This window comes from Colwellia sp., from assembly GCF_013214175.1.
Lineage (GTDB): Bacteria > Pseudomonadota > Gammaproteobacteria > Enterobacterales > Alteromonadaceae > Colwellia.
On record NZ_JABSPA010000005.1, the window covers coordinates 12290 to 26789 of the forward strand.

At 39.2% G+C, this 14500-nt stretch carries 14 protein-coding genes; 1 reads left to right on the plus strand and 13 read right to left on the minus strand.

What is annotated here, in order from left to right; all coding sequences use genetic code 11:
* The 9 genes from hflK to HRT55_RS12980 form a co-directional block, all read right to left on the minus strand.
* Entirely contained in the window at positions 1-1149 is a 1149-nt protein-coding gene (hflK, locus tag HRT55_RS12940; protein WP_291621883.1) for an FtsH protease activity modulator HflK, read from the minus strand.
* 63 nt (positions 1150-1212) lie between these two features.
* Positions 1213-2499 (minus strand): ribosome rescue GTPase HflX, encoded by a 1287-nt coding sequence (gene hflX / locus HRT55_RS12945; protein ID WP_291621885.1) that lies wholly within the window; start codon positions 2497-2499, stop codon positions 1213-1215.
* Between the two features lie 54 nt (positions 2500-2553).
* Positions 2554-2805 carry an RNA chaperone Hfq gene (gene hfq / locus HRT55_RS12950; protein WP_291621887.1) on the minus strand — a complete coding sequence of 84 codons (252 nt, stop codon included), beginning with the start codon at positions 2803-2805 and terminating at the stop codon, positions 2554-2556.
* A gap of 162 nt (positions 2806-2967) precedes the next feature.
* Positions 2968-3909 carry a tRNA (adenosine(37)-N6)-dimethylallyltransferase MiaA gene (gene miaA, locus HRT55_RS12955; protein WP_291622349.1) on the minus strand — a complete coding sequence of 314 codons (942 nt, stop codon included), beginning with the start codon at positions 3907-3909 and terminating at the stop codon, positions 2968-2970.
* 49 nt (positions 3910-3958) lie between these two features.
* Positions 3959-5932 carry a DNA mismatch repair endonuclease MutL gene (gene mutL, locus HRT55_RS12960; RefSeq protein WP_291621889.1) on the minus strand — a complete coding sequence of 658 codons (1974 nt, stop codon included), beginning with the start codon at positions 5930-5932 and terminating at the stop codon, positions 3959-3961.
* Positions 5933-5938: 6 nt separating this feature from the next.
* Positions 5939-7273 carry an N-acetylmuramoyl-L-alanine amidase gene (locus HRT55_RS12965; protein ID WP_291621891.1) on the minus strand — a complete coding sequence of 445 codons (1335 nt, stop codon included), beginning with the start codon at positions 7271-7273 and terminating at the stop codon, positions 5939-5941.
* Between the two features lie 17 nt (positions 7274-7290).
* On the minus strand, positions 7291-7779 hold the full coding sequence (tsaE, locus tag HRT55_RS12970) for a tRNA (adenosine(37)-N6)-threonylcarbamoyltransferase complex ATPase subunit type 1 TsaE (protein ID WP_291621893.1): 489 nt from the start codon (positions 7777-7779) through the stop codon (positions 7291-7293).
* 134 nt (positions 7780-7913) lie between these two features.
* A complete protein-coding gene (locus HRT55_RS12975) occupies positions 7914-8270 on the minus strand; it encodes an NAD(P)H-hydrate epimerase (RefSeq protein ID WP_291621894.1) in 357 nt (118 codons plus the stop codon).
* Positions 8267-8425, minus strand: a complete 159-nt coding sequence (locus HRT55_RS12980; RefSeq protein ID WP_291621895.1) for a hypothetical protein — start codon at positions 8423-8425, stop codon at positions 8267-8269. Before HRT55_RS12980 ends, HRT55_RS12975 begins: the two co-directional genes overlap by 4 nt.
* A gap of 80 nt (positions 8426-8505) precedes the next feature.
* On the opposite strand from HRT55_RS12980, the gene queG reads away from it, so the two are divergent.
* Positions 8506-9708 carry a tRNA epoxyqueuosine(34) reductase QueG gene (queG, locus tag HRT55_RS12985; protein WP_291621896.1) on the plus strand — a complete coding sequence of 401 codons (1203 nt, stop codon included), beginning with the start codon at positions 8506-8508 and terminating at the stop codon, positions 9706-9708.
* A 31-nt stretch (positions 9709-9739) separates the two neighbouring features.
* Here queG and HRT55_RS12990 read toward each other — a convergent pair whose 3' ends face one another.
* From HRT55_RS12990 to HRT55_RS13005, 4 genes are all read right to left on the minus strand, one after another.
* Positions 9740-10261: a hypothetical protein gene (locus HRT55_RS12990; RefSeq protein WP_291621898.1), complete on the minus strand. Its 522-nt coding sequence runs from the start codon at positions 10259-10261 to the stop codon at positions 9740-9742.
* A 101-nt stretch (positions 10262-10362) separates the two neighbouring features.
* The gene (locus tag HRT55_RS12995) at positions 10363-10560 is read right to left on the minus strand and encodes a DUF1289 domain-containing protein (RefSeq protein ID WP_291621900.1); all 198 of its coding nucleotides are present in this window, start codon (positions 10558-10560) and stop codon (positions 10363-10365) included.
* Between the two features lie 47 nt (positions 10561-10607).
* Positions 10608-13556, minus strand: a complete 2949-nt coding sequence (locus HRT55_RS13000) for a hypothetical protein (protein ID WP_291621901.1) — start codon at positions 13554-13556, stop codon at positions 10608-10610.
* Between the two features lie 398 nt (positions 13557-13954).
* A complete protein-coding gene (locus tag HRT55_RS13005) occupies positions 13955-14494 on the minus strand; it encodes a DUF4442 domain-containing protein (RefSeq protein ID WP_291621903.1) in 540 nt (179 codons plus the stop codon).
* Positions 14495-14500: the final 6 nt, after the last annotated feature.

The window sequence follows — 14500 nt, forward strand, 5'->3', positions numbered from 1 at the left end:
TTAGTTTCTCCCGTTGCTGAATCTATCAGAGCGGTCTGACGATGACGAAGGTGATGTGTTTATATTAGGTTCAGTTAATGGAGCATAAGAAGTTTTATTACTGCGTTTACTGGTATTTTGCTGTTGAATAATTTTATCTAAAGGTAAGTACATCATATTATTACTCCCTTCAACATCAATCATAACCTTACTAGTATTGCCATATACTTTTTCCATGGTGGCAATATATAAACGTTCACGTGTTACTTTCGGAGCAGCCTGATATTCGGGTAAGATTTTTTCGAAACGAGCTACCTCACCTTCTGCATCTAGCACTATTTGAGCTTTATAGGCAATTGCTTCCTGTTCCATACGCTTAGCACGGCCACGCGCTCTAGGCTCTATGCCTCTAGCATATGCTTCGGCTTCACGTAAGAAACGAACTTCATCTTCTTGTGCCGAAATCGCATCATCAAAAGCATCTTTCACTTCATTTGGTGGACGAGCATCTTTAAAGTTAACGTCAACAACAATTAAACCTAAATTATAAGGTTCAATTATTTTTTCTAACTCTTGCCATACCGATTGGCGAATACTTTCACGACCACTGGTTAGGATGTCATCCATATCGGCATGACCAACTACATAACGAAGCGCACTATCAAGTGATTGATTCAAGCTATCATCAGCATTAGTTACACTGAAAACATAGTTACGGGGATCAACAACACGATACTGGATTTGCATCTCTACACGTACTACGTTTTCATCTTTAGTTAGCATAAAGCCAGATGAAGGCATATCACGGGTACTTTGTATATCTACCGGAATGATGCGGTCAATAAAGGTCCACTTCCAGTTAATACCAGGTTCAACTGTACCTGAGTATTCACCAAAACGTAGGACAATACCTTGTTCAGCTTCCTTAATGGTGTAAAAACCACTAAAGGCATAAACAATTGAAGCAACGATCAAAGCAATACTTAAACCAATGCTAGAAAAGCTTTTGCCTGAGCCAGAGCCACCTTTGGTGGTTTTACCACCAAATATCCCGGTAACTTTTTTACCAAGATCATTAAGAAGTTCATCTAAATCAGGTGGACCTTGATTCTTGCCACCTTTATTTTTCCAGGGGTCTTTATCATTATTCCCCGGTTCGTTCCAAGCCATATTGTTCTCCACTAAAATCGGCAAAAAATAAAATTATCGCCGCTATAATTAAAATTATTTAACTTAATGTTCGATATAATCGACTAATTCACTGTACTTAGTCGCAATTAATCTGTCCCATTCCCGCGATGGCATATTCACTTCAAGGTGACAATAACCTTGCTCATCAAAAACCTCACTGGTAATGCAATTTAACTTGTACAACTCACCACGTAATTTTCCTGCACTTGGCGGGATATTCAATTGGTGATTCACAACTTTTATGTCCAATCGTTCCGCAAGTGCTGTAAATAACAGCTCAACACCAATATTCGCTTGTGCCGAAAGCCAAACACGAATTGGAATACCTTGATCGTCTCTGTCTATACGCGGTTCAATATCATCTAAGTTATCAATTTTGTTACAGATAACCAACTGAGGCACCTCGTGAGCTGCTATCTCTTTAAGTACATATTCTACTTGTTCGATATTCTCGCTACGCCTGTCATCTGAAATATCAACCACATGCAATAACAACTCGGCTTCACGAGTTTCGGTCAACGTTGCTTTAAATGCCGCTACTAAATCATGAGGCAAATGACGAATAAAGCCTACTGTATCAGCTAATATAACCCGACCAACACCTGGTAACTCCATTTTTCTTAACGTTGGATCTAAAGTCGCAAAAAGTTGGTCCGCCGCATAAACTTCAGACTGAGTTAGGGTATTAAATAACGTTGATTTACCAGCATTGGTATAGCCCACGAGTGATAAAGTCGGTAACTCCGCTCTAGTTCTAGCTCTACGCCCTTGCTGCCGTTGTACTTCAACTTTCCCTAAACGCTTACGAATGTTAACCATGCGTTCACGTAATAACCGTCTATCTGTTTCTAGCTGTGTTTCACCTGGCCCTCGAAGACCGATACCACCTTTTTGTCGCTCTAAATGCGTCCACCCACGAATCAAGCGACTACTCATATGCCGTAGTTGTGCTAATTCGACTTGTAACTTACCTTCATGAGTTCGAGCTCTTTGGGCAAAAATATCAAGAATTAAAGTAGTACGATCAACAACTCGGCATTCACATAATGCCTCAATATTTTTTTCTTGAGAAGGTGTTAAACTATGGTTAAACAGAATAACATTAGCGCCAACTAAATGAACTGCGTCTCGTATTTCTTCAGCTTTACCTGAACCAACAAAAAAACGAGCGTGTGGAGTATTTCGCTTACCTGTTACCACGGTTAAAGCTTGTACACCTGCTGAAGACACTAACATTTTAAATTCGTTTAGGTCTTCTCTACAGCTTTCATCTGGAAAGTCTAAATGAACAAGTACGGCTTGCTCACCCGCTTGATAACGTTCAAACAATAGCGTTAAATCCTAGTGCCATGATTGAACGTACTCAAAAAAAGATAAAAAGCTTTAAGCATCAGAAGATTGATCATCCGAGCTAGGTACTGGTGCTGTATTAACAGCGCGTGAAGGTACAACGGTAGATATAGCGTGCTTATATACCATCTGGCTAACAGTGTTTTTAAGGAGAATAACAAACTGATCGAACGATTCTACTTGTCCTTGTAACTTAATACCGTTAACTAAATATATTGCAACTGGAATGCGATCACGACGTAAAGCATTTAAGAATGGGTCTTGTAAAGACTGCCCTTTTGCCATTATATGGTCCCTTTTATTATTATTAAAACGTTACTGGTAAAACTTGAAGAACAGTAACAAAGTTTCTGAAAAATTTACTATGAAAACAACACAACAAAACGTTGTATTAAATAGCTAACGAATTAATTATACATCAATTTTCAACTAATGCTTTATATTTGCTTATGCATTTTTCTTGCTATTAAGCAGTGATAAAACTTGTGCTAAGTTAGTGTTATCATCCGTTGTTAACCAGTGTAAATCAGGCCAATTGCGTAACCAAGTTAATTGCCTTTTAGCCAATTGCCTAGTTGCACAAACACCACGAAAAATCATTTCATCATGATCAAATTCACCATCAAGGTATTGCCACATCTGCCTGTAGCCTACGCAGCGAATAGCAGGTAAATCTTGATGTAAATCACCTCGTGATTTTAACTTAATCACTTCTTGTTCAAAGCCCATGGCAATCATTTGTTGATAACGTAAGGCAATTCGCTCATGTAGCGTACTTCGCTCTTGAGGCGTTATCGCTAATTGTAGAACATCGCCGCCGAGCTTAGCACCTTTTATTTGAGTCAATTGTGTCAAAGTGTTACTTGTTAGCCTATACACTTCAAGGGCTCTGGTTAAGCGTTGTGGATCATTTGGATGAATTCGTAAGGCTGAAACGGGGTCTATTTCCGCTAGCTGATCATGCATTGCTTGCCAGCCTTTTGCCAAAGCTTCACGCTCAATCTCTTGGCGTATTTCGGCATTTGCCGTCGGTAACGGCGAAATCCCTTCAATTAAGCTTTTGAAATACATCATAGTACCGCCGACCAATAATGGAATACGGTTATTACTTCTGATCTCAGCAATTTCAGCTAAGGCATCTCGACAAAAATCGGCTGCTGAGTAGCTCTCGCTAGCATCACGTAAATCAATAAGTCGATGAGGATACTGAGCCAATTCTGCTTTGCTTGGCTTAGCTGTACCTATATTCATATCTCGATAAATGAGCGCGGAGTCGACGCTGACTATATCGCAAGGCAACGCTTCTTGCAGTGCCATGGCCAAGGCGGTTTTCCCCGATGCTGTTGGCCCCATTAAACAAATAACAGGTGGCTGATTTGACTCTGTGATACTTTCAACTGACACGAATACTGAACTCTATCTAAATTAACTAAAGGAATTAAAGCAACTGCTTAATATGAGATGTAAGGTCAAGGGCAATAGAATTCAAGAGCAATTGTTCACTAAGTTGTCCATTAAACAGTTTTCTTGACAGTTTTAATAAAATTTCTGCCTGTATTGCATCGTATTGCGTTAAAACCATAGCAAAGCCAATACTATGATAAAAGCTATCTTCACTAAGTTGCTCACTGTCATTAGTATTATGCTGTTGAATAAGCTCATCAATAATGACGATAAAGGCACGACTTACATCTTGCTCACGCAATAACGCCGGGAATTGCCTTATTTGTATTTTATTTCTGCCCTGATCAACAAATATAACACCCGCTTTGGTCAGTTGTTCTTGTTCCGCTATGGCCAGCTTTAATTGCTGGTCAGAAAGACTTACCATCACGGGTAATAATAAAGGTTGACTGACTAAGCCGACAATAGTGCTACCTGCTTGCTCACTGTTTTTCTGCCAGCTTTGCTCAACAAGTTTACTGTAAGTATTTGTTGCTAATTTAAACAGCGATAGAACTCTTACTTTTTTATCGACTTCATAAAGTGCATACCCAGGTTGCTGTAAGCTTAGCAAGATGCTCTGATTTGATGAGCCTTGCTGATTGGCTAACTCATGTTCGAGTGCAAACTCTTTATCAGATGCTATTGAAAGCGGCACTTCACTTACAACGTCACTATAAGGCGTCATTAATGTTTGATAGTTAGTCACTGCCGCTGGAGAAACTCTATTACTCGTTGCTTGCCTGTCATTACCACTATAACCATAAGCCGATTGACGATGACTAGCCTCATTTACTGGCTGTAACGGTGTGACATAATCTGCCCGCGGGTAGTTCACTGATGGGTCATTCACGCTCGGCGACTGGCTAACTTGAGCTTCATTGGTACCGATTTCATCTACAGAAGCATAGGACTGCTCGGGTGCTAAGGTAATATCACTATCAGGGGTAGTAAATAACTCCTCACCTGCTAACGCTGACGTCAACGCTTTATGACAAACAGAATAGATAAAATCATGTACATAGCGGCTTTGATGAAAGCGTACTTCATGTTTTGCTGGATGAACATTCACATCCACTTCTTTGTGATCAAGTTGCAAAAATAAGACAAAGGCTGGATAAGTATCAGGCGGCAATAAATCTGCATACGCTTGGCGTATGGCATGATTAATTAACTTATCACGCATCATCCGACCGTTAACATAGCTATAGCAAAGATCATTTTGACTGCGTGAGAAACTTGGTTTTGCTAACCAGCCAGATAGCTTCATATTGTCGTGGGGACAATCGACTTCAACAGCATGTTCAATAAACTTTGGTCCACAGACACTAGCTACACGTTTCGTCTGTTGTGCATGCGTACTCGCCATACGGTATTGACGAACAGTTTTACCGTTATGCGTTAACATAAAGCTGACTTGAAAGTGGGCCAGTGCAATGCGACGTACTACTTCATCAATATGATTAAATTCTGTTTTTTCTGTACGCAAGAACTTACGCCTAGCGGGCGTATTAAAAAACAGGTCGAGTACTTCAATACTAGTACCGTCGGGGTGAGCCGCAGGCTTTATCTGCACCAACATATCTCGCCCTTCTGCGATGGCTTGCCATGCAGTAGCTTGAGTGTTCGGTTTCGAGGTTAAGGTTAACCGGGAAACTGAGCTAATACTGGCTAATGCTTCACCACGAAACCCCAAACTATCAATCGCTTCTAGGTCATTTAAATCTTTGATCTTACTGGTTGCATGACGACTTAACGCCAGGGTTAATTCGTCTTTAACTATGCCATGACCATTATCAGTGATTTTTATCTTTTTGATGCCGCCTTTATCAACATCAATATGAATTGATGTGGCACCAGCATCTAAACTGTTTTCGATCAGTTCTTTAATAACAGACGCAGGGCGCTCTACCACTTCGCCAGCAGCAATTTGGTTAGCCAAACGTGCCGGCAATATCGCAATAGTCATAGGGGCTTATCCAGTACGGGGAATTTTTAACGTTTGACCAATTCGTAAAGAATTAGACTTTAAGTTATTGATGGATTTAAGTTTACTCATAGATATATTGTAACGTTTAGCCAATACCGATAATGATTCACCACTACGTACCTTATGCTTTTTGTAGCCAACAGAAGCAAAATATGAGCCTGTTAGAGGATAAGCAAGAAAGTGCGCTTTAATGCCCGTATGAATTGCATTAGCTAACCGCTGCTGATGTTTAGGCCAAGTTAAATTTTTCTCTTCTCTATGATTAGAAATAAAACCTGTTTCGACCAGAATAGAGGGGATATCTGAGGACTTTAACACAGCAAAATTACCATTTTGTGGCGTCTTTTTATGCATTTTAGTGATTTTTTTCATTTCTTTGATCACTTTATTAGCAACACCAAAACTTACGCCAAGGGAATGCTCTTTACTCATATCCGCTAAAGCCAGCGCTAAGTGGCTATCTGAAGTATTCTTGATTACCCCGCCGCCGCCACCAAGCAACTCTGATTTCTTTTCTCTATTTGCTAACCACTTAGCCATCTCTGATTCGGCCCTACGTTTAGTCACAACCCAGACAGAGGCGCCACTAGGTCCAGGGGTATGGAATGCATCCGCATGAATGGAGACTAAGAAATCAACATTTTTTTCTCGAGCTAAACTGGTACGACGATTTAAATTAACATAATAATCACCGGTACGAATCATTACCGCCTTCATGCCTTTTTCTTTATTAATTAGCTTCTGCAATTTTTTAGCTATCGCTAAAGTTACATGTTTTTCATAGGTCCCTTTACCGCCAATTGAACCAGGATCTTCACCACCATGACCCGCAACAACACCAATGACAATATCGCCTATATTTTTTCTTTCTTTAGTAGTGCTTTTTATTCTTGTTTTTTTATCATATAAATCAATAACTAAACGGTGACCATATTGACCTGCTGGCGCTAAAGGAAAAACAGTGAGTTGATAAGATTGGCTCAGCTCTAATACCAAGCGAGTTTTGCCTTTATTGATACTGGAGCGAAAAAGCTTTACTCGAGGGTCATTAGCAGCAAGGTTTTTTAGCGGCACAGTATTTTTAGTATGGGTAAAATCGATAACCAAGCGGTTTGGATTACTTAAGGTAAAGTACTTGTAATCAGGTTTTTTCTTAACATCAAAAACTATGCGAGTATTTTCTGGCGCCGGCCAGACACGAATGCCATCAATGCTATTAGCAGCAAAGCCACTTACCGAAAATAACATCGATAAGCTAAAAACACATAACACACTAAATACGCGTAACTTTGTTAGCGCTAGAAGAACCCTGTGATACATCCAACTCCCCCAATTTTTTATAACTTTATAATTTGTGCAAGTGCTGTCATTACTTGTTCGCCATGTGTAGATTCAGCTTGCAGCTTGATGACTCTTTGTTCATCTTGATAAGCCATATTAATGATTAAATCTGCTTTAGCCAAGAGGCCAGTACCTTTTTCTGGCCATTCAATAAAGCAGCAACAGTCATTATTAAAATAATCCCTGATGCCCATATATTCTAATTCTTCGGCATCAGCAAGACGATACAAATCAAAATGAAATACTCGCCAATTATCTAACTCATAGGGTTCAACTAAGGTATAAGTTGGGCTTTTTACATTGCCCTGATGCCCCATACCTCGAACAAAGCCGCGAGTAAGCGTGGTTTTTCCTGCACCTAAGTCACCATTAAGATAAACCACCAAGAGTTGCTGAACTGTGGCACTTTTAAGTACTTTTGCCAGCCCTGATCCAATGGCAATGGTGGCGGCTTCATCAGCTAAAAAATATTCTAATTGTTTCATTTTGCTTTTCTATATTTATTGCGGCTATTGCTGCGACTACTATTATGACGGATTTGGTTTTTTACCTTTGAGCAATTGCTGCAAGGGTACAAATAAGTCACTGGCTAACAAACCTCGTTGACCATTATTATTGGCTATAATATCAGCTGACGCGCCATGAATATAGGCTGCCAAGCATGTTGCGTAAAAATATCATCACTTTGCATCACTAAAGCACTAATAATGCCACTTAATACGTCACCCATACCACCTGATGCCAAGCCCTGAGCATTATTAGCATCACTCAAGCTCTTGGCAACAAGCGAAACACTGGTAGAAATCATACTTTGCTGAGCCAGTAGCGCGTCAGCCTTTAGCTGACTAACAGCACAGGTAAGTAAAACACTTATCTTTTCTTTCGGGGCTAATTTGGCAACAATAAAACCATCGCCACAATTATTGCCTTTTCCACACAGTACTAATATGTGTCTGGTATTAGGCCAATTTTTCAATAGCTGGGTAAAACGGCGCTACCGGTACTTTGCATAAGACCATAAATTGCTATGTGTTGACTTTGCGCAATCTTAGCTTCATTTTTCAAGAGCTGGTTAACACCATACACTGACGTCACGGGCGGATTTTGTGATAAACTTAGCGATAATTTCATGGTGATACCAATTTGAGAAGGGAATAACCATTCTCTTCAATCAATGGTTTAACAAACGAGCTAAAGCTAACTTTAATTGTATGACAATGTCTCTTATTAACTATCAAGAATTGGCCGAAAAAATCAAGGCTTGGGGTAAAGAACTCGGTTTTTCTGATTTAGGCATCAGTGATATTGACCTAACGGCTCATGAAAGTGTACTCGAAGCTTGGTTAGCTAATAACTACCACGGCAGCATGGATTACATGGCACGCCATGGTTTAATGCGAGCGCGACCAGCGGAATTAGTACCCGGTACTATTAGAGTCATTTGTGTACGTTTAGATTACCTACCACAAAATGCTCAATTTGCCAGCATACTGAAAGATAAAGACAAAGCTTATATAAGCCGTTATGCCCTTGGTCGTGATTATCATAAATTAATGCGCAAACGCTTACAGCAATTAGGTAAGAAAATCTCCGAGCACTGCAGCGATTTTAATTGCCGCCCCTTTGTTGATTCAGCGCCAGTAATGGAGAGGCCACTAGCCGAAAAAGCCGGCTTAGGCTGGGCGGGTAAACATACCTTGTTGATCAATAAAGAAGCCGGTTCTTGGTTTTTTCTAGGTGAGTTATTTGTTGATATTCCGCTACCGGTAAGCAGTAATGAATATAGTGTCAATGCGACTAAATCCATTGAAACACAAAACAAGACTAATGATTGCGGCAGCTGCGTCGCCTGTATTAAAATTTGCCCAACTAAGGCGATAGTAGCACCCTATACAGTTGATGCTAGACGCTGCATTTCTTATTTCACCATTGAATCACCCGAAGCAATTCCTGAAGAATTACGCCCGTTAATGGGTAATCGAATTTATGGTTGTGATGATTGCCAATTAATTTGCCCATGGAACAAATACGCTAAGCTCAGTCTTGAGGATGATTTTCAAGCACGAAACAATCTCGATGATATCAGTTTACTTGAGTTATTCGCTTGGTCAGAAGAATACTTTCTTAACACGTTGCAAGGCTCACCGATTAGGCGCATTGGCTTTGAAAGTTGGCTACGTAATATTGCTGTGGCATTAGGCAATGCCCCTTATAGTGACAATATTGTTAGTGCATTAATTGAAAAACAGCCTGAGGTAAGTGAACTGGTTGCAGAACATATTAGCTGGGCATTAACTCAGCAAAAAAATAAAAAAGTTCTGACCGAAAAGGTAGCTGCTGAGCAAGGGAAAAATCATAGATTAACATTGCGCTTAATCCGCTCAGTCGAGAAAGGCCTTAGTAGAGATGCTTAGACTTATGGTGCCTAAGCATTAGGCTCTAAGTTTAGCTAGCTTGGCTTTTATTTAACATATTGATATCCGCTTTTGCTTCATCTAGCTCATGCTGCACACTTAATAACTTCTTAATGGCATTATTTTTCTCAGTAAGTGCTTTTTTCTCACGTGCCCTTGTGTCAGCTAATTGTTGTCGAGTTTTTGTTAGGGTCGCCATCAAGTTCGCAATATCTGTATTTTTTGCAAAATTTTGATCGTCTCTTGCATTAACGGCATCATCATCGGCGGAATTTAACAACTCCCTAGATTTAAAGCTTAAATAATTCGCGCCAAGACGAACCATAAAAATTAAACAGGTAAGTAACAACACAACAATATATTGATTGTCTTCAATAGCGGACAACGCGGCTGACACTTTAGTAAAAAAATCGCCCTGAGTATTGATGAAATTGGTAAATAATTGATTATGCCAGGCAAGCCAAGTAGCAATATAGATAACGATAAAACTGGGGCCGGGATGCTGGTTCTCGCTAAAGGAGAGCATTGACTTGAGGGTTTTCTTATTAATCACAAAAAGTCCTTTTAAAAATTCGATTATTTACTTAACTTGCTTGGGCACTTGGGCACTTGGGCACTTGGGCAGAAGCATGATAACTTACGTAACAAGTATTGCTAAGAGTTATCCTCACTATTTTCTCGTCTTTGTTGGCATAGGGTTGCAACCTGCAACTTATCTTGCTCAGAATAGCTCCGCCACGCTACTATTTCATCAATGTGCCTGAAACATCCCAAACAAATATCATCACCATCTAAACAGCAATTTCTAACACATGGGCTGTTAGTTAAGCTTATTTTCTTATTACTATTCAAGATACTCCCTATAAATTTATGTGAAGGCTTACTACCATAAACTTAACCTAGACGATGGCATCTGCATATTGACTGATCGCTTGCACCGCTTGTTTTGTTTTACTCAAGAGAATTATTTGTATTTGTTCACTGTTATCTAAGTTTTTATTATTTAGCAATTGTTGCCAATGCTGACATAAATGCAGTAAGTTATCTGCCGCCAGTATTTTACCGTTAACCTGTAATGCTTGGATAGCACTATCAGCATTGTGAGCATCGTTTATGCTAAATGCATGACTTAACTTTGCCACTAACTGGCTATTTTCAGTGGTATATTCTTCTATCATATAAAGCGCTAACTCAGCTGAACCTTGGTGTTGCAAATACTGGTCAAAATCAAAGCTTGGCGAATCAGTTGCTGCTGCTGTCACAATATTTTCATCTTGCTTATCTCTAAACGCAAGAACTTTTCCTGGTATCAATTGTGCCTTATTATTCGGGGTAAGCTCGCTACTTACTTGTTCTTTGAGCCAAGGTTGCATTGCAGTAATTAATTCATCGACGCTACTATCCGCATTTAACCTCCCCATCAGCCAATGAGCATACCCTACCGGATTTTTGGAAAAACCTACAGAACTGGCCAAGCTAAAAATACCTCTCGTAAGGGCGTATTGCCCTGAGTTATCTTCACCTTCATCCACCAGAAAACTGGTAAAAGCTAAGCAGTCAATTTCAGTCAACAAAATAGCAAAACGACCACTTTGCCAATTTTTTTCTAACATCAATGCACAGCTTACAAAAGTAATTTGTAAGCCTATGGCTTGCAACAATTGTTGCAAGCGTTGATATTTAATCGGCTCTTGTACCGCTAGCAATACCTCTATCGGCATAACCAAATATTTAGCAGCTAATGTTAGACAAGATTTTTCAATACCCACTGCATACCCTGGTAATGACAGCACAGGATAACTTTTTTGCTCTGTAATTTTAGTAATCGCCAACGGCAGTGTGAAACTGAACTGATAGCCCTGTTCGGCTAAGTTAGCGCTAACATTATCACCATGCTGGTAGTGCAATAATGTTTTAAAGTACTGGCTAAGCTCATTTTGTTCGGCCTCTTCATCAATAAAACTGTGTAGTACTTGCGGCAATTGCTCAATTTTATCGCCACCTTTTACCTGACCACTAAAACATATTTTTTGTTGGCCATTATTTTTATCAACTAGACGTAAATTTAGCTCTAAGTGCCTATCAATCTGCTTAGACAATAGCAGCTGGATAAAAGCTGCAAACATTTCTGCAAAGAGCTCGGCATCGAGATTTACTTCGGCAAGAATTTTTTTATCAATGTTCAATCGTAACTTATTTTTACCTCGGTATAACTGGGCATCTAGATTAAATAAAATTGCTTGGATTTGACCAACAAGATTGACATCACTCAAGGTAAGTACGGCGTCACTACTTTGCAAGTAACGATAACAACTCGCTTGCCTTAGCTTTAAAGCTAAGTCTCGGCCTTGAAGGTGAGCATAATGTAAATAATTCCCTGGCTCACCTTCATGGCTAGTACTAATACTCGAGGTAATAGCACTACGCCCTAATAGCACTAGTTGCTTTATAGCGGCTAAGTAAAGTACTTTACCTCGTTGTTGCTCAAGTAATAATTGTGCTTGATATTTTTTTGAGGCATTCAGTTTGATTCGCTCTAACTCGATATTTAATTTTTCTTGAACCGCATTATGGTTAACGATTACCCCTGCAAGCTGCTGGTTTTTATCACTTAGTGCTAGATACTCTTGCTCGCTATAATTACTGGCATAGGTTTTTACTATTTTATTTATCAGCTGCTCTGACTCCTCAGTATGAAAACTATGCTGATAAAATTGCATGAAAATGCTTTTATCTTTTATGTTCAACTGGCTAAACTCGCCGTCTAAGGCACGAGTAATACAATTAACACTGTATTGACTAGCAAGCTTAATCCTTACTCGCACTAACCATAGCAAAACAAAAATGCTCACCAAGCTAGTAGCAAATATAAGCCATTGCCATATTGGTAATCGTTGAGCCGTTATAGTTTCTTTATCCGCTGCGATATGAGGATGAATTGTTGAGTTAGGGACTTGGCTATTTTCTAATAAGTCAGCAAGAATAATACGCAATTTCTGTTGCTGAGAGACCCTTTCTTGCTGATAATCAGCCATCAAACGCAAATTCCCTTGCCACTTTGACAGTAAACCAGCGGTTAAAGTAAGATCTTCAAAGTGAATAAGGTCTCTAACAATATCAGCCATACTCTGGCTTTCATGCTGCTGACTCGCTAATTTATTAGCATAATCAGCAATAAATACTTCATCGATTTGCTGACGTAATTGCTCGAATGTCCCAAGCGAAGTTTGTAAACTTAGCGGGGTCAGCAGAGTAACTATTTTGGTTAATTTTCGATGTAACTCCGTTAATAGCTGTACTTTATTCGAGTCCATATCTTGATTTTCTACTTGGATGGTTAGGGCATCAAGCAAAGTATCGAGCTGAATTAAGGATTTAGCTTTTAACTGTATATTTCTTAACTGATTAGCTTCAATGCGGGTTATAAGGCTCGTAGCAGCATTATTCTGAGTAAACCATTGTTGATAAGTGTTTTTATGCTGCGATTTTAATAATGACAATTTTTTACTTTGCAAAGCCAGCTGTTGTTGTAAGGCTATAACGTCATTCGTATTGACGCTTTGTAATATTTCAGCAATAGTCTTATTCGCTTTACTCAGATAGCTTTGTTGTATAAGTTGTCTTTGTAAGGGTACTAGCTGCTCACTTATTAACGCTTGAGATAGCTTAGCTTGCTGAAACGAAAGCCATAGTGCTGAAGATAATACGGCACCAACAATCAATAATATTGCCAGTAAATAGCCACTAAAGTGTTGATGCAATGGTTTACTAGCAATGTTAGTAGGCGCTACAAGTATTTGCTTTCTAGGCAAATTAGCAGCGTTTTTATCCGTTTTATTTGTAGTCATTACTCATCAACATAGTTCAGTTCCTTTGAACAATATTTTATACCATATACCCGTTACCATTCAAGATGCATGTTTCAGAGTGCTTGAGCAATTTCAATTCAAGGCATATCAATGTAGCCATGGTTATTCAGGAGAATATGCTCCTGCATTCTCTTCTAAGCTACATCCATGTAGCGCCATTTCAAATTGATGTAACGATGAAGTGATGTTGTTCAAGCACTTCTGCGATGGGTTTTAAATGACTTTATGTAGCGTTAAAGAACAAAAATATAGACTGACTATGTTTACGTTCTTCTCCTTGTCTAAAGTCATTTAAATTCCCACTGAAATCGAGCACTTTGAATGGTAACGGGTATATAGGCAAGTAAGAAATTAAGCTTTACAACTTTAGTTTGCTCTTAGCTAGTGTTTTTTTTGCCACTTTTTTTAGTTACCCATGCCCACTCCATCTGACACTCTATCGGGGATTGCCCTGATTCATCTTCAATAGTTACAGGCACAAAGACACTACCTTTGTCTTCTTGTTCAATCAGTTTAATTTGCTCATCGGTTAACTGAGCTACAGCACTTAAACTCCCTTGCATACGCCTTTGATAATTGACTTGCATAGACTTTAATAAGGGCAACTTTGAATTAGGCACATTCATACCAAAAACAATACCCGTTGCTGACTCAGCAAGCACAGCCGCAGCAATGGCATGTATGCCACCAATATGATTTTGTACAGATTTTTTATTAGCTAAAAACAACTGCGTTTTATGGTTTGTAATCTCATTAATTTTAATACCGCTTGTCCCGGCAAATTTAACTTTACTGGTGAACAATTTTGTTAATAAAAAAGAGCGTAGAAAGCTAGGTGCTGAATTGATTTTTGATACAATATTATTAAACTGATTAGCCATAAGTAGCGTCTTTGATAAATTAATTGATGTTTGCATTGTTAT